Source organism: Variovorax sp. VNK109 (assembly GCF_049445855.1).
Lineage (GTDB): Bacteria > Pseudomonadota > Gammaproteobacteria > Burkholderiales > Burkholderiaceae_C > JAGOCV01.
The window spans coordinates 1,243,550-1,265,597 of the sequence record NZ_JBMSDV010000001.1 but is presented as its reverse complement, the minus strand read 5'-3'; the positions used below and the strand labels follow the sequence as shown (position 1 = coordinate 1,265,597).

The window sequence follows — 22,048 nt, the reverse complement described above, 5'->3', positions numbered from 1 at the left end:
GTGTGCCTACATGTTGCGCCGGTACTGTCCGCCGACCTCGAACAGCGCATTCGTGATCTGGCCGAGCGAGCACACGCGTACTGCGTCCATCAGCACCTCGAACACATTGCCGTTCTCGATGACGGTCTGCTGAAGCCGCTGCAGCATCGCTGGCGCCTCGTCGGCGTGGCGGGCGTGGAAGTCGTGCAAGCGCTTGAGCTGGCTCTGCTTCTCGTCGTCGGTGGAGCGGGCGAGTTCCAGCTTCTCTGCCACCGTGTCGCCGTGCGGATTGCGGAAGGTGTTGACGCCGATGATCGGCAACTCACCCGTGTGCTTGAGCATCTCGTAGTGCATGCTCTCGTCCTGGATGCGGCCGCGTTGGTAGCCGGTCTCCATCGAGCCGAGCACGCCGCCGCGTTCTGCGATGCGCTCGAACTCGGCCAGCACCGCTTCCTCCACCAGTTCCGTCAGCTCTTCGATGATGAATGCGCCCTGATTGGGGTTCTCGTTCTTCGCCAGACCCCATTCGCGGTTGATGATGAGCTGGATGGCCATCGCGCGGCGCACGCTGTCTTCGGTCGGCGTGGTGATGGCTTCGTCGAACGCGTTGGTGTGCAGTGAATTGCAGTTGTCGTAGATCGCGATCAGCGCCTGCAGCGTGGTGCGGATGTCGTTGAACTGGATCTCCTGCGCATGCAGGCTTCGGCCCGAGGTCTGGATGTGGTACTTGAGCTTCTGACTGCGTTCGTTCGCGCCGTACTTCTCCTTCATCGCCACGGCCCAGATCCGGCGCGCCACGCGACCCATCACCGTGTATTCCGGGTCCATGCCGTTGCTGAAGAAGAAGGAGAGATTCGGCGCGAAGTCGTCGATGTGCATGCCGCGCGCGAGGTACGCCTCGACGAACGTGAAACCGTTGGAGAGTGTGAACGCGAGCTGGCTGATCGGGTTCGCGCCCGCCTCGGCGATGTGATAGCCGCTGATCGACACCGAGTAGAAGTTGCGCACGTTGTGCTGCACGAAGTACTGCGCGATGTCGCCCATCACCTTCAGGCTGAACTCGGTCGAGAAGATGCAGGTGTTCTGCCCCTGGTCTTCCTTCAGGATGTCGGCCTGCACGGTGCCGCGCACATTGGCCTGGACCCATTGGCGGATGTCGGCGGCTTCTTCGGCCGTCGGCTCGCGGCCCTTTTCGGCCCTGAACCTGTCAAGGTTCTGGTCGATGGCCGTGTTCATGAACATCGCGAGGATGCTGGGGGCCGGGCCATTGATCGTCATCGACACGCTGGTGCTCGGTTGGCAGAGGTCGAAGCCGCTGTAGAGCACCTTCATGTCGTCCAGCGTGGCGATGGACACGCCCGAGTTGCCGATCTTGCCGTAGATGTCCGGGCGCAGATCCGGGTCGTTGCCGTACAGCGTGACCGAATCGAACGCGGTGGACAGGCGCTTGGCCGCCATGCCTTCGGACAGCAGCTTGAAGCGCGTATTGGTGCGGAACGCATCGCCTTCGCCGGCGAACATGCGCGTGGGGTCTTCACCCTCGCGCTTGAAAGCGAAGGTGCCGGCGGTGTAGGGGTAGCTGCCCGGCACGTTGTCCAGCATCAGCCACTTGAGGATTTCGCCGTCGTCTTCGTAGGGCGGCAGTGCGACCTTGCGGATCACCGTGCCCGAGAGCGAACGTGTGGTGAGCGCGGTGCGGATTTCCTTGTCGCGCACCTTCACGACGAACTCATCGCCCGAATACGCCTTCTGCATGTCGGGCCAGTTGGCCAGCAGTTCGCGCGCATCGGCGTCGAGCCGGGCCTTGCGGTGTGCGGCCAGGTCGAGTACGGCTTCGGCGGCGGGGGCGCGATCCGGTTTGCCTTCCTTGAGCATCACGGCGGCCGCCTTGAGCTGTTGGATTTCACGTGCGAGCTTCGCCTGCGCGCGAGCACGCTTCTTGTAGCCGCGCACCGTGTCGCTGATTTCGGCGAGATACCGCGTGCGCGCAGGCGGGACGATCGGTGTCTGGTTGCTGCTATGGCGCACGTCCACCGTGGGTAGACGGCCTTCGGACAGCTTCAGACCGAGCCCGGCGAGTCGCACGCGCAGCGCCTGGTAGAGCGCGGTGACGCCGTCGTCGTTGAAGCGTGCGGCCATGGTGCCGAACACCGGCATCTCTTCGGGGCGCTTCGTGAACGCTTCGCGGTTGCGCTGCACCTGTTTGGCCACGTCACGCAGCGCGTCGGATGCGCCCTTGCGGTCGAACTTGTTGATGGCCACGAACTCCGCGAAGTCGAGCATGTCGATCTTTTCGAGCTGGCTGGCCGCCCCGAACTCCGGCGTCATCACATAAAGCGGCACGTCCACATGCGGCACGATGGCCGCATCGCCCTGGCCGATGCCGGACGTCTCGACGATGACGAGGTCGAAACCCGCGACCTTGGCGGCGGCCACCACGTCGGGCAATGCCGCGCTGATCTCGCTGCCGAAGTCGCGTGTGGCGAGTGACCGCATGAAGACGCGCGGACCGGCGCTCCACGGCGAGATGGCATTCATGCGGATGCGGTCGCCGAGCAACGCACCGCCGCTCTTGCGGCGGGACGGGTCGATGGAGATCACGGCGACGCGCAGCGCGTCGTCCTGGTCGAGCCGAAGCCGGCGGATGAGCTCGTCGGTCAGCGACGACTTGCCCGCACCGCCCGTGCCGGTGATGCCGAGCACCGGCGTGCGCAGCGCCGAAGCCTCCTTGCGCAGGCTTTCCACCAGCGCGGCATCGGCCTTGCCCGATTCGAGCACCGTGATGAGTTGCGCCAGCGCGCGCCAGTTCGATTCGCCATGGCCCCGGATGTGGGCCAGGTCCGTCGGCGCATGCGGCGACAGGTCCTTGTCGCAGCGCATCACCATCTCGCCGATCATGCCCTGCAGGCCCATGCGCTGGCCGTCCTCCGGACTGTAGATGCGCGCGACGCCGTAGGCGTGCAGTTCGCGGATTTCCGGCGGCACGATCACCCCGCCGCCACCGCCGAACACCTGGATGTGCGCGCCGCCGCGTTGTTTGAGCAGGTCCACCATGTACTTGAAGTACTCGACGTGCCCGCCCTGGTAGCTGCTGATCGCGATGCCCTGCGCATCTTCCTGCAATGCGGCCGTGACCACTTCGTCCACGCTGCGGTTGTGCCCGAGGTGGATGACCTCCGCGCCCATGCCCTGCAGGATGCGCCGCATGATGTTGATGGCCGCGTCGTGCCCGTCGAACAGGCTGGCCGCGGTGACGAAGCGCACCTTGTTCGTGGGGCGATAGTTCGCGAGAGCCTGGTACTCCGCTGCCAGATCGGTCATGGCCTGTCTCCTGCACCGCCGCCGGCCTGCAGTGCTCGCGCAGGCCGGGGAAGGTTGACGTTTACGTAAACGTCAATATTACTACTTGTACAGCACCTGGGGAAGCCAGAGTCCGATCTGCGGGAAGATGTAAAGCAGCACGATCGCGACGATCTGGATGCCCATGAACGGCAGCATCCCGAGGAAGATCTGGTTGAGCGTCACATGCGGCGGGCTCACCCCCTTCAGGTAGAACGCAGCCATCGCCACCGGTGGCGAGAGGAAGGCCGTCTGCAGGTTCAGCGCCACCAGCAGCCCGAAGAACAGCGGGTCGATGCCGAAGTTGTCCAGCAGCGGGATGAAGATCGGCATGAAGATCACGATGATCTCGGTCCACTCCAGCGGCCAGCCGAGCAGGAAGATGATGACCTGCGCGAGGACGAGGAACTGCACCGGCGTGAGGTCCATCGACAGCACCCACTTCTCCACCAGATCCTGCCCGCCGAGCAGGGCGAATGCGGCCGAGAAGATCGCGGAGCCGACGAACAGCCAGCACACCATGGCGGACGTTTTCGCAGTGAGGAAAACCGATTCCTTCACGACCGCGAAATTCAGCCGACGGTATGCCGCGGCGAGCAGCGCACCGCCCAGCGCGCCGACGGCGGCCGCCTCGGTGGGTGTCGCGAGGCCGAGCACGATCGAGCCGAGCACGGCGGCAATCAGGATGACGAGCGGGAAGAAACTCGACAGCAGCATCTTGAAGACTTCGAGCCGCGTGAAGCTCAGGAGTGCGTAGAACACCAGCAGCGAGATCGCCCCGGCACCGACACCGATCCAGTAGCCGGTGGGCGCGGCGCGCTCGGCAGGAGGCGCTTCTTTCGCAGCCGGCATGTCGCGAACGGCATCGGGGGGCTCCTGCACGCTGCCCGCGGCGGCGGACGCGGCGGCTTCCTTCGGCTCGTCGGAGGGCGGTTCCTTCAGCGCATCATCCTTCGCGTCTTCGGACGGCGGCTCGGCCAGTCCGCCGTCCTGCCCGGCAGGCGGCTCCTGCAGTCCACCGCTGCTGCGCTCGGTCATGGGAGACGGCTCTTCGCCCATGCGCGCCATCGCCACTTCTTCCTCGACCTCTACGTGCGTGAACGCCGAGTGGGCCCAGAGTGCCATGAGCACGAACACGATGGCTGGCAGCAGCACGATGAGCAATTGCTTGAACAGGTGACCCATCGGCACTTCATGGTTGCGTCGGCCCTTGATGGCCGAGAGCAGCGCAGGCAGCGCACGCGCACTGTGCGACGGCGCGATCTTCTCGGTGAGCGGTGGCAACGGCACGAAACGTTCCGACTCCGGGAGCGGCGGCGCCGTCGACGGCCGCAGTTTCGCGATCAGGATCACATAGAGGATGTACAGACCCGCGAGCATGAGGCCCGGGAAGAACGCGCCTGCATACAGCTGCACCACCGACACGCCGGCTGTCGCACCATAGACGATCAGCAACACCGAGGGCGGGATCAGGATGCCCAGGCATCCGCCGGCCGTGATGGCGCCCGCCGACATCTGCACGCTGTAACCCGCGCGCAGCATGGTCGGCAATGCGAGCAGGCCCATCAGCGTGACCACGGCGCCGACGATGCCGGTGGCCGTCGCGAAGATCGTGCAGGTCACCAGCGTGGCGACGGCGAGTGCGCCCGGCAAGCGCACCAGCGCAAGATGGATGCTCCTGAACAGCGACTCGATGAGGTTCGCGCGCTCGACCAGATAACCCATGAAGACGAACAACGGGATGGAGATCAGCACGTCGTTGCCCATCACCTTGAAGGCCGACTGCACCATCAGGTCGAGCGTCTTGGTGATGTCCCGGTCATAGGCGAGCCAGGTGAAGATCATGCCCATGCCCATCAGCGTGAATGCGGTGGGAAAGCCCAGCATGATCGCCACGACGACCAGCGACAGCATCAGCAGGCCGATGTGGCCGTTGGTGATCTGGGGCACGCTCACCAGCATGAAGATGGCGGCCGCCACGATGAGCCCCATCAGCGTGAAGCCGAACCAGAGTTCCTTGCGGATCTTCATGACCGTGCCTCCGCGCGCAGTTCTTTCTGCCCGACCACGCGGTCCAGCGCGGCGATGTCCTCGTCCTTCACGTTGACCATGGCCTTGAGCTTGTCGACGTCGACTTCTTCCACGTCCTGCTCGCGCGACGGCCATTCACCGAGCTTGAGGCACAGCACGCAACGGACGATCTCGACGCAACCCTGCAGCAGCAGGATGGCCGCCGAGAGCGGGATGATGAACTTGAACGGATAGATCGGCAGCGCCTCGGCAGAGAAGGTCTGCTCACGGATCGCAACCGAATCGACGAAGAAATTCCAGCCTGCCCAGGTCATTGCGATCACGCCCGGCAGGAAGAACAGGATATAGAGCGTCAGGTCCAGGGCGGCCTGCGTGCGCGGCCGGAAAAAGCCATAGAGCACGTCGCCACGCACGTGCCCGTTCTTGGAAAGCGTATAGGCGCCTGCCGTCATGAACAGCGTGCCGTACAGCATGATCTGCACGTCCAGCGCCCATGCATGCGGGTGATTGAGGACGTAGCGGGAGAAGACCTCCCACGAAATCAGCAGCGTCAGGGCCACGATGACCCAGGAGAACAGCTGCCCGAGCCATGTGGACAGACGGTCCACCGCAAGCAGGACTTTTTGCATGTCGTTTTTTCCGCCCAGGGACTGGGTTACAGCAGGTACAACAAAAAGGGCGGCTGTACGAATGCGCAGCCGCCCCCGTCAGGCCGAGGCCTTCGTCAGGCCTTCTTCTTCGAGAAGTAGCGGTTGTAGGCCATCTTGAAATCGACGGTGTAGTCGTTCTGCCACTGGCCGGCGCGCTCGGCGAAGGCCTTCTGCGAATCGAGCACCTTCTGGAAGAGCGGGTTCTCACCGGCCTTCTTGGCGATCACCTTGTCCCAGGCGTCGAGCTGCGTGCGCAGGATGGCGTCGGGCGTCTTGTAGAAGTTGACCTTGTCCTTGGTCTTGAGCTCGATGTAGTCCTTCGAGTTGCGGTCGATGGCCTTCCAGCTCATGTCCGCGCTCGCGGCCTGCACCGCGTAGTCGATGATGGACTTGAGTTCTCCCGGCAGCGCGTTGTACTTGGTCTTGTTGAACAGCACTTCGAACTGTTCGCCCGACTGGTGGAAGCTCTGCAGCATGCAGTTCTTGGCCACGTCAGGGAAACCGAGCACGCGGTCGGACGACGCATTGTTGAACTCGGCCGCGTCAATGAGGCCGCGGTCCAGCGCGGGGACGATTTCCCCGCCGGGCAGCGGATTGACGGCCGCACCCATTTCGGTGAACACGTCCACCGCAAGCCCGACCGTACGGAACTTCAGGCCCTTCACCTGCGCGGCATTGGCCACCGGCTTCTTGAACCAGCCCAGCGGCTGGCAGGGCATCGGGCCGTAGAGGTAGGACACAACATCCATGTTGATGGACTTGTAGATGTCTTCCAGCAATGCCTTGCCGCCGCCGTAGTAGTGCCACGACAGCACCATGTTGGGGTCCATGCCGAAAGCAGGTCCGGAGCCCCAGAGCGCGAGCGCCGAGTTCTTGCCGTAGTGGTAGGCGACCACGCCGTGGCCTGCATCGAGCGTCCCCTTGTTCACGGCGTCCAGCAACTGGAAGGCCGGGACGACGGCGCCGGCGGGCAGCACTTCGATCTTCAGGCGGCCACCCGCCATGTCGTTCACCTTCTTGGCGAAATCGTTGGCGTACTCGTGGAAGATATCCTTCGCCGGCCAGGTGCTCTGCAGGCGGAACGATGTGGTCTGGGCCACCGCCACCATCGGCGCGGACATCGCGCCCGCCGCGACTGCTGCGCCCTTCAGAAGGCTGCGACGGCGGGTAGTTTTCTCTGTCATGGTTGTCTCCTCTTTGGTTGGGATGCGCGTGTGAAAAGCCACACGCATCTTTGAGGCAGGGGCGCGCCGCAGAAAGAGGGTTTTCACCAAGCGGTGAGTTCGATGCATCCTTGATGGTCATTGCGCGCTGCAACATCCGCGTGCGTCCCGCTGGCAGAATCGCAGGCATGACGAATTCACCAGCAACCGAAATGCCGCGCGCCGCCGATGGCTATGCCGGCGATGTGTCGCCGCAACTCGCATGGCAGTGGGTCCAGTCCGGCGAAGCCGTGCTGGTCGACGTGCGCAGCGACGCAGAGCGCGAGTGGGTCGGCTTCGTGCCCGGCGCGGTCGCGCTGGCATGGAAGCAGTGGCCGGGCATGGCGATGAACACCGGTTTCGACGATGGCATCCGTGCAGCGGTGCCCGCAGGCGGCAAGGCCGTGCTGCTGTGCCGCAGTGGCGTGCGCTCCATCGCTGCGGCGAAGCGCGCCACCGAGCTCGGCATCCAGGCGTACAACGTGCTCGAAGGCTTCGAAGGCGATGCCGATGAAGAGGGGCATCGCGGCCGCAAGGGCGGCTGGCGTTTTCGCGGCCTGCCATGGCGGCAGGGTTGAGCTTGCCAAATAAGCCACGTTTGCGATGTTTATTCGTGAAGGATGGCACGACGGCGCGTGACGCGCGTGCCAAAGGGGCGCAGGTTGTCTAGACTAGACGGCTGGGGGAACTACAAGAATGACCACGTTCCATATTGGAGAGAAGCTTGAACAGCGCGTTTGGTGATTCCCTGCTGGGTACATCCACCTCGCCGCTGCCGCTGCCTTCGCGCGGGTCCAGGCGCGGGCACGACAGCGTGCCGCGCCACATCGGCCAGATCGAGCCGTGGATCGGCGGCAGCCTTGCGTTCTATACCGCCTGGCTGGTGGCGGTGAGCTTCCGCGATCAGATTCTTCCCTGGGCCTATGTCGTGGTTGCTGCGGCCCTGGCGGCATGGAGTTGGCGCCGCCCTGCGCGCAAGCAGTCCGAGCTCATGGTCCGTGCAGTGCTGTATGCGTTGCTGGGCTTTCTCGTCGTCACGCAAGGCGGCCTCGACGTCGGTGGTTCCGGCAGCCAGCTCTTTTTCTGGATCACGGTCCCCATGGTGTTCTACGCTTTCCTGCTCAAGGCGCGTCTCGCATGGGGATTGCTGGCCTTCAGCGTGCTGGCGAGTCTCGGCGCCATGTTCTATTCCGGCTTCGACGTGCCATTCGGCTCGGTGGTTGCGCGCACCGGCTTCCTCATCGTGTTTGCCGCTGCCGCCATCCGCATGGGCTCCGTGCTGCGTCGCACGGACGAACTGCTGGAGTCGCGTCGCGTCGACGCTTCGAGCGGCATGCTCAACGAATACGGTTTCGTCGATTACGGCGAAGAGCTCTGGGGTGAATGCCGCAAGTCGGGCCTGCCCGCCACGCTGGTGTTCCTGGATGTTCCCGACCTGCCGCGCCTGAAGGCCTTGTACGGCGGGAAGATTGCCCGCCAGGCCGCCGACAAGGTGCTGCGTTCGCTGCAGACCCTCAGTTCCGGCAAGAACATCGTGGCGCGGCTGGGTGGCCAGCGCTTTGCGCTCTTCATGCCGGGTGCGAGCCACGAACAGGCCATGTACTTCGTGGGCGACAAGCTGGGCCATCCGCCGCAGATCGAACTCGACGATGACGGCTTCGAACTCATCTTCCTCGTCAACGTGCATGCGGTGGAGAGCGAAGCGCGGACTGCATCGTTCGCGCACTTCTTCGAACCCGTGCGCGACATGCTCGACTTCTACTTCAGCGACAAGCCGATGGGCGAGGCGCCGTCGCAGTTCCAGGCGTCCGCGCAACTGGCGACGATGACCTCGGACCCGGCCGCCAGGAAGCAGCCGGTGCTCGACGACGACCCGTCGCGCTGGAACGAAGTTCAGGGTGGCCCGAGCACGCTGCCCATCTCGCCCCCGACGTCACCCCGCGATTGAATCGGCGTCCGGTCCCGACGCCTCTGGCGTCGGCACGTTTGATGTCACCGGTGTTGCTTTTCTACCAATTGGTCAATGAGCATGTACTGAGAAAGTGCGCTTATCGATCGGCGTTGGCCCATTTGGTCAAAGTTATGCACAGCCCCCCTGTCAATCTTGACAGGGGGTCGCGAGCGCCGAATCCGGAATCGCTCTTCAATGGTCAGGCAATTCCCTCTGAAAGTGCCTTATGCAGACCATTGACATCGCTCCCGTCAAGGGACGCGGCGAGCCGCCGCTGACTCCTCATTTGCGCCAACGCATCGCGCGCGACTTCATTCCCCGCTGGACCGACGAATGGGGCAGCCGCCCCATCGTGCACGGCAAGCCCGCCGGACCGCAGACCGTGCGGCTGGACGGCAACGACTACCTCGCGGTGAGCGGCCATCCGCAGATCGTGCAGGCGCAGGTCGATGCGCTGCGCATGGACCACGGCCATGTCGTGCAGTCGGGCGCTTTCCTGCTGAACGACCATCCTTCGTATGCGCTGGAGCAATCGCTGGCCGCGTGGATCGGCAAGGAAGACGGCATGCTGTGCCAGTCGGGCTACGCCGCGAACACGGGCCTGCTCCAGGCGATCGCCGATGCCAGCACGCCGGTGTACGTCGACACCATGGCGCACACCTCGCTGTGGGAGGGCGTGCGCGCGGCGCATGCGCCGGGTCATCCGTTCCGCCACAACGATCCTGCGCACCTGGACCGCATGCTGCAGCGCCACGGCCCCGGCCTCGTGATCGTCGACTCGGTCTACAGCACCACCGGCGCGCTGTGCCCGCTGGTCGAAACCCTCGACGTCGTGGAGAAGCACGGTGCGATGATCCTGGTGGACGAGTCGCACTCGCTCGGCACGCACGGCCCGCAAGGTGCAGGCCTGTGCGCCGGACTCGGCGTGACGCATCGCGTGCACTTCATCACCGCAAGCCTGGCCAAGGCCTTTGCGGGGCGCGCGGGCTACTTCACCATGCCGCGCGAGATGCGCTACTTCGTGCTCAGCGAGAGTTTTCCCAACATCTTCAGCTCGTGCCTGTTGCCGCACGAGATCGCGGGCCTGGCTGCGACGCTGGAAGTGGTGAAGCGCGCCGACGATGCGCGCGTGCGCCTGCATGCCAACACACGCCGCCTGCGCGCGGCATTCGACAACCTGGGTTATCCCATCGGCCAGGGCAGCGAGCAGATCATCGCGCTCGAAGCGGGCCTCGAGCGCGACACCATCGCGCTGCGCGATACGCTGGAGGAGAACAACGTCTACGGCGCCGTGTTCTGCGCACCGGCCACCAGCCGCAACCGTGCGCTGGTGCGCCTGACGCTCAGCGCTGCCCTCACTGAAGCCGAGATGACGCATGTGGAGAACGTGGCGCGCGAGATCGCGCCGCGCGTGCGACCGTGGGACTGGCCCATCGCCCGCCGTCAACGCGCTGCAGCACTCGCTTAGCCTTCAGTCGCGCACCGTGCGTTCCGGCTGCTGCGCGAGCCACGCGGCGTAGCAGTTCTCCGGTCGCGGGGCATGCGTCGCGTCGATGGTGAACAGTGCGCCGAGCAGGGCGCCTTCCCGCCCGAGCGGGAAAGCAGGGCTGAGTACGGCGGGGCCCTGCATGCCCAGCGACTGGCGCAGCTCCAGATCAGCCAGCTTGCGTCCCTGGCGGATGTCCGCCACGGCCTGGCCGGGCAGGTCTGCGGCTTCGGCAAGCTCCGCAAGGTCAGCCAGGCGCGAGGCATCTTCGAGCTGAAGCCAGTCCACGGTGCCTTGCGCATCCATGCCCAGGATGCCGAAGGGTTCACCGATCACCACATGCTCCACCCAGCGCTTCGCCACGCCTTCGTTGAGTTCGCGCACCACGGCCGGGCTGCGCAGCAGCGCCGTCTGCTCGGGTGTGAGCGTGGCGCGCCAGCTGCGCGACTGCCGTTCGCTGGTGCTCACCAGCAGGCGCTGCACGGCCTCTACCAGGCGGCGCGAGATGTCGGGCATCTGCTTGGCGATGAACTGGTCGATGAGCCCGCGGTTGAACGCGTTGACTGCGATCTGTTCATCGGCCTGGCCCGTCAGCAGCACGCGCGAGCCCGGCCAGTCGACGATGCCGTCCAGCACCTGCAGGCCGTCCATGGCCGGCATGGAGTAATCCACCACCAGCACGCGCGTCAGGTCGTAGCGGCCGGGATGTTCGTTCCAGTAGCGCAGGATCTGCGGGATCAGCGGAGAGCCGTCGCGCCAGCGCTCGATGATCTGCTGCTGCGTCCACGCGTCGGCCTCCCAGCGCGGCGGCTCCACGTGCAGGCGTTCGATGCAGTCGTGCGGGCGCACGTACAGCTCGATGTGCCATTGCGGCGGCAACACCAGCGCCAGCATGTCCAGGTAGTCCGGGTCATCGTCCAGGAAGATGATGGTGCCGGGCGTATGAAAGAGTGGAAAACTCATGATGGATGTCTCGGATGACGGTCGTTCTTGTTCATTTGAGCAGCGGCAGTTCGATGATGAACGTGGCGCCCTTGCCCGGTGCCGACTGCACCTGCATGCTGCCTCCCAGCGCGTGCACGACGCGCTTGCAGAATGCGAGACCCAGGCCGTGGCCGCTGCCCTTGTCGGTGGAGAAGAACGGCTCGAAGATGCGCGGCGTGAGCTGCGGATCGATGCCGATGCCCTGGTCGCTCACGAAGATGCGGCCGCGGTTGTTGAGTACGCCCACCTCCAGCACCAGGTCGCCCGGGCGCGCGGGCGCGTTGGTCGCGGCCATCGCCTTCAGCGCGTTCTTCATCAGGTTGTCCAGCACCTGCAGGAACAGCGCCTGCGAACCCATGAAACGGAAGTCGCGCCTGACCAGCACGTCCACGCATTCCTTTTCGCGGGTGGTGCGGAAGGGGTAGTTCATGACGGCCTCGCGCACCACGTGCGCGGCCGACAGCGGTTCGCGGTTCACCGGAAGGCGTGACAGTCGCGCATTGGCGATCTGCACGTCGATCTGGTGGTTCATGTTGCGCACCATGGTCTGCACGCGCAGGGCCAGCTTGTCCATGCGCGCCCGGGTGTCGCCACCGACCTGCTCGCCCTCGGCGCGCATGGCGTCACCCACGAGAGCGATGGTCGCCAGCGGCGTGCGCAGCTCGTGCGCCATGATGCCGACGGTGGACAGCGTGTGTTTCAGGTGTTCGCGCCGCAGGTTCGCCGACGAGAAGCCCAGCGTCACCGCCACTGCCCAGGCAAAGGCGATGACGACGGCGTTCACCTGGATCTGCACCGTGGGCATCGGCATCGTGTCGGGCCCGACCAGCTGGAATGCCACCCACGCGACAAGACCCGCACTGGCCACGCCCAGGGTTGCCAGCCGCCAGTCGGTCAGGTGGTAGTAGATGAGCAGCATGGCGACGGTGCTGGCCAGCCAGACGGTATTGCCACCATTGCACAGATACATCCAGATGAAAAACACCGGCAACTGCAACCAGCAATAGAGGCTGTAGATGATCTTGGTACGGCGCGAGGCGAGGTCCGTGTTGCCCAGCCACAGCAGCACGGGAATGCAGCTGGCCGCCACGGCGGCGCGCAGCGCCGGGCTTTCCCACGGCTGGGGCAGCCAGACCAGCCAGATCCAGCAGAACAAAGGATGGCCGAGGAAGGGGAACAGGCCGACCCAGCGCAGCCGCCAGCGCGAGGCATGCAGGATGGGTTCGAGCGGCGCACCGAAAAGCTCTTCCCTCAATTCACGCAGCCAATGCAGTTGCCCGGCCCAGCGGGGCCACCATGAGCGCGCGAGTCGGCGCACATTCATTGATTGGGGTCGCGACACGGAAGGGGCAAGTGTTTGGGTGACAGGTCATGCTATTGTCCCGTTTCCCCCCTGCCCATGTCGATGGACACCCCTGTCAACTTTTACAGTTCGGCGCTGGATGCGGTCCTGAGTGACTGGGTCACGGCCTTGCGCGAGTTCGCGGTCCATGCGGTCGTGGTGCTCGGGCCCGACCCGTTCGGCGGCGCGGACGAGCGCAAGGTGATCGCCGTTCACCCGCCCATGCTGGCCGAGGCTGCGCGCGGGCTGGCGCAAAGCCGCGACTTCGGTGCGTCGTGGCGCGATTCCGATGCGCCGCTGGTGGCCTGGCAGCACATCGCCAAGTCCGACGCCCTGCATGCCAGCCGATGGCGCACGCTCTGGCTGGCCCATGGCTACCAGACCGTGGTCCGGGTGGAGTTCTCGCTGCCGGCCGGCCGCGCATTCGAATGCTTCATGTTCAGTCCGCGCGAATTGCACGACCGCGCCGAAGCGACCTCGCTGGTCTGGTCGGCCATGAACGTCTGGCCGGTCATCAAGCGGACTGTGGCCAACGCGCGCTGCACGCTCAGCCCGCGCGAGATCGAATGCCTGGTGCTGGCCTTCGAAGGACTCACCGCACGCCAGAGCGCGCAGCGCATGGGCTGCACCGACCGCACCGTGGCGTGGCACCTGGGCAATGCAATGGCCAAGCTCAAGGTGGACACCAAGGCAGCTGCCATCCAGCGCGCCTGCTGGATCGGCGCGATCTGAAGATAATGCCCGCATGAGTTTCCTGGCGCTCGATATCGGCAACACCCGCCTGAAATGGGCTTTCTACGACTCGCCACGGCCCGGCGCGAAGCTGCTGTCGTACGGCGCGGAGTTCCTGGAGAACATCGACAAGCTGGCCGACGGCCCCTGGCGCGATCTGCCCGCGCCGCAACGCATGCTGGGCTGCGTGGTGGCGGGTGATGCGATCAAACGCCGCGTGCAGGAGCAGATGGAGCTGTGGGATGTCGCGCCTCAGTGGGTCGTGCCCAGTACGGACGAGGCCGGCATCGTCAACGGCTATGACCATCCCACACGTCTGGGCGCGGACCGATGGGTCGCGATGATCGGTGCGCGCCATCGCATGCTGGCGCGCGGCGCTGCGCGTCCGATGGTCGTGGTGATGGTGGGCACGGCCGTGACGGTCGAAGCCGTCGACACCTCGGGCCGATTCCTCGGCGGGCTGATCCTGCCCGGCCACGGCATCATGCTGCGCGCACTCGAGTCCGGCACGGCCGGCCTGCATGTGCCCACGGGCGATGTGAAGCTCTTTCCCACCAACACCAGCGACGCGCTCACCAGTGGCGGCACGTACGCCATCGCCGGCGCGGTCGAGCGCATGGTGCAGCATGTGCGCGCGCACTGCGGTGCGGAGCCGGCTTGCTACATGACGGGCGGCGCGGGCTGGAAGATGGCACCCAGCATGTCGGTGCAGTTCGAGCTGGTGGAAAGCCTGATCTTCGACGGCCTGCTGGTCATCGCGCAGGCCCGCTGGGCCTGAACCGACAGGTCCGGCATGTCCCCGCAGGTAGCTGCGCAGGCATACTCGCCGTTCACGTTTTTGTTTGCCGTCTTTCCAAGGAGTCCACACATGGCCGATCTGAACGCTGCTTTCGAAGCTGCTGTCGCCAATTCCAAGAACCTCAGCGAGCGCCCGGACAATCCGACGCTGCTCAAGATCTACGGCCTGTACAAGCAGGCCACTGCCGGTGACAACGGTGAAACCAAGCCCGGCTTCAGCGACCTGGTGGGCCGCGCCAAATGGGACGCGTGGAATGCCAACAAGGGCAAGTCGTCCGACGATGCCAAGCAGGCCTATATCGATCTCATCGAATCGCTGAGCTGACCCCGTCGCCGGCGGGCACTCAGCCCACCACGCCGCGCTCGCGCAGCGCGGCGATCTGTTCTTCGCTCAATCCCACTTCCCGCAACACCGCATCGGTGTCCTGTCCGAGCGCTGGCGCATTGCGCCGGTGACCGCCGGGCGTGGCCGAGAGCTTCGGCACGAAGCCGGGCACGGCCAGCGTGCTGCCGTCGTCCATGCGGATGTTCTGGAGCATGCCGCGCGCTGCATAGTGCGGGTCGGCGGCAATGTCGGCGACGGTGTAGATTTTTCCGCTCGGCACTTCGGCTGCCGCGAGCGCTTCCAGGACCGCGTCGACGGGGAGCGCTGCGGCCCACTCGCCGATGGCCGCATCGAGTTCGCCCACGCGTTGCACGCGCCCGGTGTTGTCGGCAAGCTGCGGGTCCGCGGCGAGATCGGGCCGACCGATGCACTGCATGAGGCGGCGGAAAATGCTGTCGCCGTTGCCCGCGATCAGCGCATGACCACCGTCCGCGCAGCGGTACGCGTTGCTCGGCGCGATGCCCGGCAACGCGGAGCCCGCAGGCGCGCGCACGGCGCCGAATGCGCTGTACTCGGGCAGCAGGCTTTCCATGCAGTTGAACACGGCTTCGAACAGCGCCACATCCACCACCTGCCCGCGCCCGCGCGGCGCGTCCGCAGCGATGGTTTTCTGGCGGTGGTGCAGCGCCATCAGCACGCCGATCACGCCGTGCAGCGAGGCAAGCGTGTCGCCGATGGAAACACCCACGCGTACCGGCACGTGGCCCGGTTCCGCCGTGAGGTGGCGCAACCCGCCCATGGCCTCGGCCACCACGCCGAAGCCCGGCCGGTCGCGGTAAGGCCCGGTCTGGCCGTAGCCGCTGATGCGCAGCATGACGAGTGCCGGATTGATGCGGTGCAACTCGTCGGGTCCGAGGCCCCAGCCTTCCATCGCGCCGGGCCGGAAGTTTTCGACAAGCACGTCGGCCTCGGCCGCCAGCTTGCGAACGATGTCCTGTGCTTCGGGTTGCCGCAGGTCCAGCGCCAGCGAACGTTTGTTGCGCGACTGCACCTGCCACCACACCGAGGTGCCGTCCTTCAGGAGTCGCCATTTGCGCAGCGGATCGCCGCCGCTGCCAGGCTTGCCGGCGGGCGCGGGCGGTTCGATCTTGATCACGTCGGCGCCGAAGTCCGCCAGCGTCTTGGCCGCGAAGGGGCCGGCGATGAGCTGGCCGAGTTCGACGACGCGCAGGCCGGCCAGCGGCCCCTTCACGGTTGCAGCGGTGCTCGTGGCCTCGGCGCTCATCATCATGTTCAGGCCGCGCCGTTGCGCTGCTCGCCGGCGAGCAGTGCGTCGAGGTTGCGCGAGATCTCTTCCTCGATCCGGTCCTTGAAGGTGCCGAGCAGGAAGCCGAGCTTCGCGTCGAGCGCGAACTCGTCGCCGGCCACGACCAGCGTGCCGCTCACGCCGGGCCGCGCAAAGCTCACCTGGTCCCGTGCTTCGCCTTTTTCGTAGGTGCATTCCAGCCCGAACTTGTTGCGTGCCTCGTCGACCCACCGGTCTGCAATGTCGCGTGCGCGGTCGATTCCCAGGTCGTGGGTGCGTTGAACTCGGATATCGGGCAAGGAAGTCTCCAGGTGCTCGGATGTTTCAGGATGCGGGTGTTTTCATCGGGGCCGTCAGACGCTCATGGCGTTCGGCGCGCGGCAGCTCCGCCAGCTTCTTCACCGCATCATAGAAGCGCGGCCAGTTGCGGCCTTCGCGTTCGAACAGGGCTTCGAAGCCGGGCACGAGTTCGTCGTACACCGCCTGCGCGCCGAGCGTTGCGTTGTTGGTGCGCGCGACGAACGGATCGTAGCCCGCGAATCCGTCCCAGCCCTGCTTGATCCGGGCGTAGCGGGCGCGGAAGTCTTCCATCGCGCGTTGCTTGCGCGCTTCCTTGTCCTGCGTGCTGGCACTCTCATCTCCGTAGACCGACTGGAGTTGCCGGCGCGTGTCCAGCAGCAGACCGCGGAAGGTCTTGCGCCGCGTGTCGAACTGCTCGTATTCGCGCCGCGCCGCATCGGATGCGCGCGTGCCGAGCCACATCTGGCCGCCCAGCCGCTCCACGGCCGTGGCGAAGGATTCGTTGAACATCGTGTCGTCCTTCGCATAGACGACCTGGTGCGCGAGTTCGTGGAAGATGAGGCGCGCAAGTTCACCTTCCGGGTAGCCGATGAAGGTGTTGAGCAGCGGGTCGCCGCCGAGCCAGTTGAGCCAGCCGAGCGTCGAATACGCGGGCACGCCGTAGACCGACGACTCCATTCCTTCTGCGCGCAGTGCGTCGGCCTCGGCCTGCGCGGCGGCCTGGTCGAAATAGCCGCGATAGCCCACGCAACCCGTCACCGGAAAGCACCACGTCTTGAGCGTGAGCGAATACGGCGGCGCCGCAACGACGTTCCAGACGGCGGCGCTGCGATGCAGGTCGGCGTAGCGGCGGTAGCTGGGGTTGTCGGGCAGGTGCAATTCGTTCACGGCGAAATCGCGGATGCGCTGGCTGAGTGCGAGGCGCGCTTTCAATGCTTCAGGCGTCGTGCTGTCGGCCAGCCATTCGGGCACGGGCCGCGCGGCATTCATGAGCTTCATGTGTCCGCTGGCGGATTGCCAGTAGTAGCCCAGGTTGGCGCAGCCGCTGAGCGAGAAGGCCAGGATGACCATGCCCGCCGCACTGGCCGCAACGAGCCAACGGCCCTTGCCTCGCGTCATGCCGTCACTTTCGCGGCCGGCGCGTCCATGACGGGCGCATCGACGACGGGCGCCACCTCGACGAGGCAGTCGTAGAACACCGGGCCGCGGCCGAGGTCGGTGAGCTTCTGGCTCGTGAGCTGGTTGACGTTGGTGCCGTCCAGTCCGAACTTGCGCCACCAGATGCCCAGGCCGTGCACGACACCGGGCCGCGCGCGGTCGGTCACGTGTGCCTTGCAGTGGTATTCGCCGCGGTCGTTGAACACGCGCACCACCGAGCCGTCGGCGATGCCGCGCGCTGCGGCATCGTCCCCATGGATTTCGAGCAGCGGCTCGCGCTCGATGTCGCGCAGGCTCTTCACGTTGACGAAGGTCGAATTCAGGAAGTTGCGCGCGGGCGGGGAGATCATGGCCAGCGGATAGTGTGGCGAAGTGCCGGCGAGTTCATGGTTGGGCAGATGGTCGGGCAGCGGGTCCATGCCCGCACGCGCCAGCCGCTCGCTGTGGAACTCGCATTTGCCCGAGGGCGTGGGGAAATTGCCGTGCGCGAAGGGCGCTTCTGGCAGTGGCAGGGTGGCGAAGCCCTGGCGCAGCAACACGTCGAAATCCACCGCGTCGCCGTATGCCTGCCGGCACATCGCCTCGTCGGTGTCGTCGAAGCAGGGCTCGTCGAAACCCATGCGTGTGGCCAGCGCGCGGAAGATGTCGTGGTTGCTGCGCGAGTCGCCGACGGGTGCGATGGCCGGCCGGTTGAGCAGCGCGTCGGTATGGCCGTAGGACAGGTGCACGTCCCAGTGTTCGAGTTGCGTCGTGGCCGGCAGCACGTAGTCCGCATAGTCGGCCGTGTCGGTCTGGAAGTGTTCGAGCACGACGGTGAAGAGGTCGTCGCGCGAAAAGCCCTGCACGACCTTGCCGGACTCCGGCGCCACAGCGACCGGGTTGCTGTTGTAGACGACGAGCGCCTCGATCTTCGGGCCGAACGCAGGCGAGCCTTTTTCGAGCAGCGCGTTCCCGATGGTGCTCATGTTGATGGTGCGCGGCGAGCGGCCGCCGAGCAGGTCGCGCCGCTGCAGCGCCGCGCCGTTCACCGGGAACTGCCCGGAACTCGACAGCAGCAGGCCGCCCGCGCGATGCCGCCAGGCACCCGTGAGCGCGGGCAGGCAGGCGATGGCCCGGACCGCGTTGCCACCGCCGCGCACGCGTTGCATGCCGTAGTTCAGGCGGATGGCGGCACGCTTCGTGGTGCCCCAGGCACGCGCGAGTGCGCGGATCTGCCCGTCAGGAACGCCGCACACGCCGGCGGCGCGCTCCACCGGCCACCGCCGCGCGCGCTCACGCAGGCCGTCCCAGCCCAGCGTGTGGTTGGCGATGTAGTCGTCGTCGAGCCAGCCGTTCACGTCGAGCTCGTGCATCAGCGCAAGTGCGAGCGCCGCGTCGGTGCCGGGGCGAAGCGCGATGTGCTCGTGGCACTTCTCTGCCGTTTCCGAGCGGCGCGGGTCGATGCACACCAGCCGCGCGCCGTTGCGCTTGGCCTGTTGCGCATAGCGCCAGAAGTGCAGGTTGCTCGCGATGGAGTTGCTGCCCCAGATCAGGATGAGTTCGGACTCGGCGAAGTATTCGACGCGCATGCCGACCTTGCCGCCCAGCGTCTGCGTGACACCTTCGGTGCCGGCCGCCGCGCAGATGGTGCGGTCCAGCAGCGACGCGCCAAGCTTGTGGAAGAAGCGCGCCGCCATGCCCTCGGCCTGCACCAGGCCCATCGTGCCCGCATAGCTGTAGGGCACGATGGCCTGCGGATCGCGCCGTGCGATGGCGGACAGGCGCTGCGCGATGTCGTCCAGCGCCTCGTCCCAGCCCACCGGCTCGAACTGACCCGAGCCCTTGGGCCCGGTGCGCCGGAGCGGCCGGGTGAGCCGGTCGGGGTGATACGTGCGATCCACGTACCGCGAGACCTTGGCACACAGCGCGCCCGCCGTGTGTGCATGGGCCGGGTTGCCTTGCACGCGCATGGCGCGCCCGTCCTTCACCGTGGTGATGAACGAACAGGTGTCAGGACAATCGTGGGGGCAGGCGCCCAGTACTTCACGGACGGAAGTACCGGTCGCATCGGCAGTGGCGGGATGCATGGTTTTTAGTCTACATTCGGTCTCAAAGTATGGCTCGTATTGCAGAGCGGGGGAATCGTGCTGAACAGACGTCATTTTTCAGTGGGTGGTGCAGCCGCCCTGGTGGGCAGCTTCGAGCTGGCCCGTGCCCAGGGCGACGGGAAGATCATCCTGGGGCAATCGGCGCCGTTCACCGGCCCGGCAGCCCAACTGGGGATCCAGTTCCACCAAGGTGCCAAGGTCTTCTTCGACCTGTACAACGCGCAGGCTGGCACTGGACGCCGCCAGGTGGAAATCCGCACCATGGACGACGGCTATGAGCCCGACCGGTGCGCCGAAAACACGCGCAAGTTCATCGCCGACGACGTGTTTTCGCTGTTCGGTTACATCGGCACGCCCACCAGTCTGGCCGCGTTGCCGCTGGCCACCAAGGACAAGGTGCCATTCTTCGCGCCGTTCACCGGCGCGATGGGTCTGCGCCAGCCGTTCAATCGTTACGCCTTTCACCTGCGCGCCTCGTACAACGACGAGACGGCGCTCATCGTCCGCCAGCTGACCAACCTCGGCCTGAAGAAGATCGCGGTCTTCCACCAGAACGACGCCTATGGCAAGGCCGGGCTCGACGGCGTGACGCTCGCGCTCGAGGCCCTCAACCTCAAGCCGGTGGCCACGGCCACGGTGGAGCGCAACACGGTGGCCGTCGATGCCGCCGTGAAGACGATCATCGCCGCTGCGCCCGATGCCGTCGTGCAGATCAGCGCCTACAACTCGTGTGCTGCCTTCATCCGTGCCGCGCGCAAGGCGGGGTATGGCGGGACGTTCCACAACGTGTCGTTCGTCGGCACGCAGGCGCTGGCCGATGCGCTGGGCAAGGACGGCGCGGGCGTGGTGGTGTCGCAGGTCATGCCGTCGCCCTACAACCCCGCCCGCGCGATTGCGCGCGAGTTTGTCGATGCGGTGAAGAAGGCGGGCGGCGAGGCGCAGGCCAACTTCTCGAGCATGGAGGGCTACCTGGCCGCCAAGGTGTTTGCCGAAGGGTTGCGTCGCACCAGCGGCAAGCCGACCGCCGACGGCATGATTTCCGCACTGGAGTCGATCGAGAACCAGCAGTTCGGCGGGTTCAACGTGTCGTTCTCTTCGAAGAACCACGTGGCATCCACCTTCGTCGAGCTGTCGATGCTGACCGGGGACGGCCGGGTGCGGACCTGAGGCCCGAAGCCGCGCTGCGGGGTCAGCCGATCTCGCGGATCCCGGCCAGCCCCAGCATGAATTTCTCGCAGCGTTCGAGCTGCTCCAGCGTCACGAACTCATCGGGCTGATGGGCCTGCACGATGCTGCCGGGCCCGCACACCACCGTCGGAATTCCGGACTGCCTGAACAGCCCGGCCTCGGTACCGAAGGCCACCAGCGTCGTGCCCGACTCGCCAGACAAACGCTGCGCCAGTCGCGTCACCGGGTCCGAGGCCGAGCCGAGGAAACTCGGGATTTCGCAGATCGTCTCGAAGCTGAAGCCCGCATCGGCTGCGACACGCTTCATCCCCGGCTCCAGCGAGCGCGCATGGGCGACCACCTCGGATTGCATGGCGCGCGCATCTGCTGTCGGCAGGTCGCGGAATTCGTAGCGGAATTCGGCATCGCGCGGCACCACGTTGTCGGCGATGCCGCCATGGAACTGGCCCACGCTCGCCGTGGAGAAGGGCACGTCGAAACCGTCGTAGCGCGGTTCATCGCGCTCGAAACCCTCGGCCATGTCCCGCAGCTTGCCGATCACGCGCGCGGCCATCTCGATGGCGTTCACCGATTGCGGCGTGAGCGACGAATGCGCTTCCTTGCCGCGCACGCAGCACTTGTAGCGGTACACGCCCTTGTGCGCGATGGCGGGGATCATCAGCGTCGGCTCGCCCACGATGCAGGCCAGCGGTTGCACACCGGTGTCGCGAAGGTCGGCAATCAGCTCCTTCACGCCGAAGCAGCCGATCTCTTCCTCATAGGTGAATGCGTAGTGGATGGCAAAAGGCGCGGGGCTTTCGAGGAACGCCTTCGCGTGCGCGACGGCGAGCGCGATGAAGCTCTTCATGTCGGCCGAGCCGCGCCCGAGCAGCTTGCCGTCCTTCACCGTGGCCGACAGCGGGTCGACCGTCCAGGCCTGCCCGTCCCATGGCACGGTGTCGGTGTGGCCCGAGAGGATGATGCCGGCCGGTTTGCCTTCGCCCAGCGTGGCGAACAGGTTGGCCTTGGTCTTGTCGGCGTTGAAGGTCAGCCGGCTTTTCACGCCCAGCTTCGCGAGCTCGTCGCGGATGAAGTGGATCAGTTCCAGGTTGGAGCGGTCGCTCACCGTGTTCATGCGCACGAGGGTTTGCACGAGTTCGAGGCTGTGAGAAGAAAGCATGAGAGCCATTTTGCTGCAAAGGGAATAGACT

The 22,048-nt window shown here is 65.8% G+C and carries 18 protein-coding genes; 7 read left to right on the top strand and 11 right to left on the bottom strand.

Going from position 1 to position 22,048, the window contains the following annotated elements; all coding sequences use genetic code 11:
- Positions 1-6: 6 nt before the first annotated feature.
- The 4 genes from icmF to ACO2Q9_RS06210 form a co-directional block, all read right to left on the bottom strand.
- A complete protein-coding gene (icmF, locus tag ACO2Q9_RS06225) occupies positions 7-3,300 on the bottom strand; it encodes a fused isobutyryl-CoA mutase/GTPase IcmF (protein WP_423309363.1) in 3,294 nt (1,097 codons plus the stop codon).
- Between the two features lie 81 nt (positions 3,301-3,381).
- Positions 3,382-5,349 (bottom strand): TRAP transporter large permease subunit, encoded by a 1,968-nt coding sequence (locus tag ACO2Q9_RS06220; protein ID WP_423309361.1) that lies wholly within the window; start codon positions 5,347-5,349, stop codon positions 3,382-3,384.
- Positions 5,346-5,978 carry a TRAP transporter small permease subunit gene (locus tag ACO2Q9_RS06215; protein WP_423309359.1) on the bottom strand — a complete coding sequence of 211 codons (633 nt, stop codon included), beginning with the start codon at positions 5,976-5,978 and terminating at the stop codon, positions 5,346-5,348. Before ACO2Q9_RS06215 ends, ACO2Q9_RS06220 begins: the two co-directional genes overlap by 4 nt.
- Positions 5,979-6,073: 95 nt before the next feature.
- Entirely contained in the window at positions 6,074-7,183 is a 1,110-nt protein-coding gene (locus tag ACO2Q9_RS06210; protein WP_423309357.1) for a TRAP transporter substrate-binding protein, read from the bottom strand.
- A 167-nt stretch (positions 7,184-7,350) separates the two neighbouring features.
- Here ACO2Q9_RS06210 and ACO2Q9_RS06205 point away from each other — a divergent pair, with 167 nt between their 5' ends.
- The 3 genes from ACO2Q9_RS06205 (at position 7,351) to cqsA (ending at position 10,620) form a co-directional block, all read left to right on the top strand.
- Positions 7,351-7,779, top strand: a complete 429-nt coding sequence (locus ACO2Q9_RS06205; protein WP_423309355.1) for a rhodanese-like domain-containing protein — start codon at positions 7,351-7,353, stop codon at positions 7,777-7,779.
- 146 nt (positions 7,780-7,925) lie between these two features.
- Complete coding sequence (locus ACO2Q9_RS06200; protein WP_423309353.1) at positions 7,926-9,149, top strand: GGDEF domain-containing protein; 1,224 nt, start codon at positions 7,926-7,928, stop codon at positions 9,147-9,149.
- Positions 9,150-9,378: 229 nt separating this feature from the next.
- Positions 9,379-10,620, top strand: coding sequence for an alpha-hydroxyketone-type quorum-sensing autoinducer synthase (gene cqsA, locus ACO2Q9_RS06195; RefSeq protein ID WP_423309351.1), 1,242 nt, complete (start codon positions 9,379-9,381; stop codon positions 10,618-10,620).
- Positions 10,621-10,623: 3 nt separating this feature from the next.
- Here cqsA and ACO2Q9_RS06190 read toward each other — a convergent pair whose 3' ends face one another.
- Together ACO2Q9_RS06190 and ACO2Q9_RS06185 are read right to left on the bottom strand one after the other, a co-directional pair.
- Positions 10,624-11,601, bottom strand: a complete 978-nt coding sequence (locus ACO2Q9_RS06190) for a response regulator (RefSeq protein WP_423309349.1) — start codon at positions 11,599-11,601, stop codon at positions 10,624-10,626.
- A gap of 31 nt (positions 11,602-11,632) precedes the next feature.
- A complete protein-coding gene (locus tag ACO2Q9_RS06185; protein ID WP_423309347.1) occupies positions 11,633-12,946 on the bottom strand; it encodes a sensor histidine kinase in 1,314 nt (437 codons plus the stop codon).
- A gap of 81 nt (positions 12,947-13,027) precedes the next feature.
- On the opposite strand from ACO2Q9_RS06185, the gene ACO2Q9_RS06180 reads away from it, so the two are divergent.
- The 3 genes from ACO2Q9_RS06180 (at position 13,028) to ACO2Q9_RS06170 (ending at position 14,819) form a co-directional block, all read left to right on the top strand.
- On the top strand, positions 13,028-13,696 hold the full coding sequence (locus tag ACO2Q9_RS06180) for a helix-turn-helix transcriptional regulator (protein ID WP_423309345.1): 669 nt from the start codon (positions 13,028-13,030) through the stop codon (positions 13,694-13,696).
- Between the two features lie 13 nt (positions 13,697-13,709).
- The gene (locus tag ACO2Q9_RS06175; protein WP_423309343.1) at positions 13,710-14,474 is read left to right on the top strand and encodes a type III pantothenate kinase; all 765 of its coding nucleotides are present in this window, start codon (positions 13,710-13,712) and stop codon (positions 14,472-14,474) included.
- A 90-nt stretch (positions 14,475-14,564) separates the two neighbouring features.
- Positions 14,565-14,819, top strand: a complete 255-nt coding sequence (locus ACO2Q9_RS06170) for an acyl-CoA-binding protein (RefSeq protein ID WP_423309341.1) — start codon at positions 14,565-14,567, stop codon at positions 14,817-14,819.
- 19 nt (positions 14,820-14,838) lie between these two features.
- Here the strand turns inward: ACO2Q9_RS06170 and ACO2Q9_RS06165 are convergent, their stop codons facing one another.
- From ACO2Q9_RS06165 to ACO2Q9_RS06150, 4 genes are read right to left on the bottom strand one after another with little or no spacing between them, the layout of a single operon-like run.
- Positions 14,839-16,107: a CaiB/BaiF CoA transferase family protein gene (locus tag ACO2Q9_RS06165; RefSeq protein WP_423309956.1), complete on the bottom strand. Its 1,269-nt coding sequence runs from the start codon at positions 16,105-16,107 to the stop codon at positions 14,839-14,841.
- A gap of 5 nt (positions 16,108-16,112) precedes the next feature.
- On the bottom strand, positions 16,113-16,424 hold the full coding sequence (locus tag ACO2Q9_RS06160) for a polyhydroxyalkanoic acid system family protein (RefSeq protein WP_423309339.1): 312 nt from the start codon (positions 16,422-16,424) through the stop codon (positions 16,113-16,115).
- Between the two features lie 25 nt (positions 16,425-16,449).
- Positions 16,450-17,544 carry an aminopeptidase gene (locus ACO2Q9_RS06155; RefSeq protein ID WP_423309337.1) on the bottom strand — a complete coding sequence of 365 codons (1,095 nt, stop codon included), beginning with the start codon at positions 17,542-17,544 and terminating at the stop codon, positions 16,450-16,452.
- Positions 17,541-19,649 (bottom strand): molybdopterin-containing oxidoreductase family protein, encoded by a 2,109-nt coding sequence (locus ACO2Q9_RS06150; protein WP_423309335.1) that lies wholly within the window; start codon positions 19,647-19,649, stop codon positions 17,541-17,543. Before ACO2Q9_RS06150 ends, ACO2Q9_RS06155 begins: the two co-directional genes overlap by 4 nt.
- A gap of 57 nt (positions 19,650-19,706) precedes the next feature.
- On the opposite strand from ACO2Q9_RS06150, the gene ACO2Q9_RS06145 reads away from it, so the two are divergent.
- A complete protein-coding gene (locus ACO2Q9_RS06145; protein ID WP_423309333.1) occupies positions 19,707-20,837 on the top strand; it encodes an ABC transporter substrate-binding protein in 1,131 nt (376 codons plus the stop codon).
- Positions 20,838-20,859: 22 nt separating this feature from the next.
- Here ACO2Q9_RS06145 and argE read toward each other — a convergent pair whose 3' ends face one another.
- Positions 20,860-22,017: an acetylornithine deacetylase gene (gene argE / locus ACO2Q9_RS06140; protein ID WP_423309331.1), complete on the bottom strand. Its 1,158-nt coding sequence runs from the start codon at positions 22,015-22,017 to the stop codon at positions 20,860-20,862.
- Positions 22,018-22,048: the final 31 nt, after the last annotated feature.

Excerpts from the sequence above, each read along its gene's own strand:
- ACO2Q9_RS06155 (WP_423309337.1), bottom strand. The coding sequence starts at position 17,544 with ATGACGCGAGGCAAGGGCCGTTGGCTCGTTGCGGCCAGTGCGGCGGGC.
- ACO2Q9_RS06185 (WP_423309347.1), bottom strand. The coding sequence starts at position 12,946 with ATGAATGTGCGCCGACTCGCGCGCTCATGGTGGCCCCGCTGGGCCGGG.
- ACO2Q9_RS06150 (WP_423309335.1), bottom strand. The coding sequence starts at position 19,649 with ATGCATCCCGCCACTGCCGATGCGACCGGTACTTCCGTCCGTGAAGTA.
- argE (WP_423309331.1), bottom strand. The coding sequence starts at position 22,017 with ATGCTTTCTTCTCACAGCCTCGAACTCGTGCAAACCCTCGTGCGCATG.
- ACO2Q9_RS06170 (WP_423309341.1), top strand. The coding sequence starts at position 14,565 with ATGGCCGATCTGAACGCTGCTTTCGAAGCTGCTGTCGCCAATTCCAAG.
- ACO2Q9_RS06210 (WP_423309357.1), bottom strand. The coding sequence starts at position 7,183 with ATGACAGAGAAAACTACCCGCCGTCGCAGCCTTCTGAAGGGCGCAGCA.
- ACO2Q9_RS06175 (WP_423309343.1), top strand. The coding sequence starts at position 13,710 with ATGAGTTTCCTGGCGCTCGATATCGGCAACACCCGCCTGAAATGGGCT.
- icmF (WP_423309363.1), bottom strand. The coding sequence starts at position 3,300 with ATGACCGATCTGGCAGCGGAGTACCAGGCTCTCGCGAACTATCGCCCC.
- ACO2Q9_RS06190 (WP_423309349.1), bottom strand. The coding sequence starts at position 11,601 with ATGAGTTTTCCACTCTTTCATACGCCCGGCACCATCATCTTCCTGGAC.
- ACO2Q9_RS06205 (WP_423309355.1), top strand. The coding sequence starts at position 7,351 with ATGACGAATTCACCAGCAACCGAAATGCCGCGCGCCGCCGATGGCTAT.
- ACO2Q9_RS06215 (WP_423309359.1), bottom strand. The coding sequence starts at position 5,978 with ATGCAAAAAGTCCTGCTTGCGGTGGACCGTCTGTCCACATGGCTCGGG.
- ACO2Q9_RS06180 (WP_423309345.1), top strand. The coding sequence starts at position 13,028 with ATGGACACCCCTGTCAACTTTTACAGTTCGGCGCTGGATGCGGTCCTG.
- ACO2Q9_RS06165 (WP_423309956.1), bottom strand. The coding sequence starts at position 16,107 with ATGATGAGCGCCGAGGCCACGAGCACCGCTGCAACCGTGAAGGGGCCG.
- ACO2Q9_RS06220 (WP_423309361.1), bottom strand. The coding sequence starts at position 5,349 with ATGAAGATCCGCAAGGAACTCTGGTTCGGCTTCACGCTGATGGGGCTC.
- cqsA (WP_423309351.1), top strand. The coding sequence starts at position 9,379 with ATGCAGACCATTGACATCGCTCCCGTCAAGGGACGCGGCGAGCCGCCG.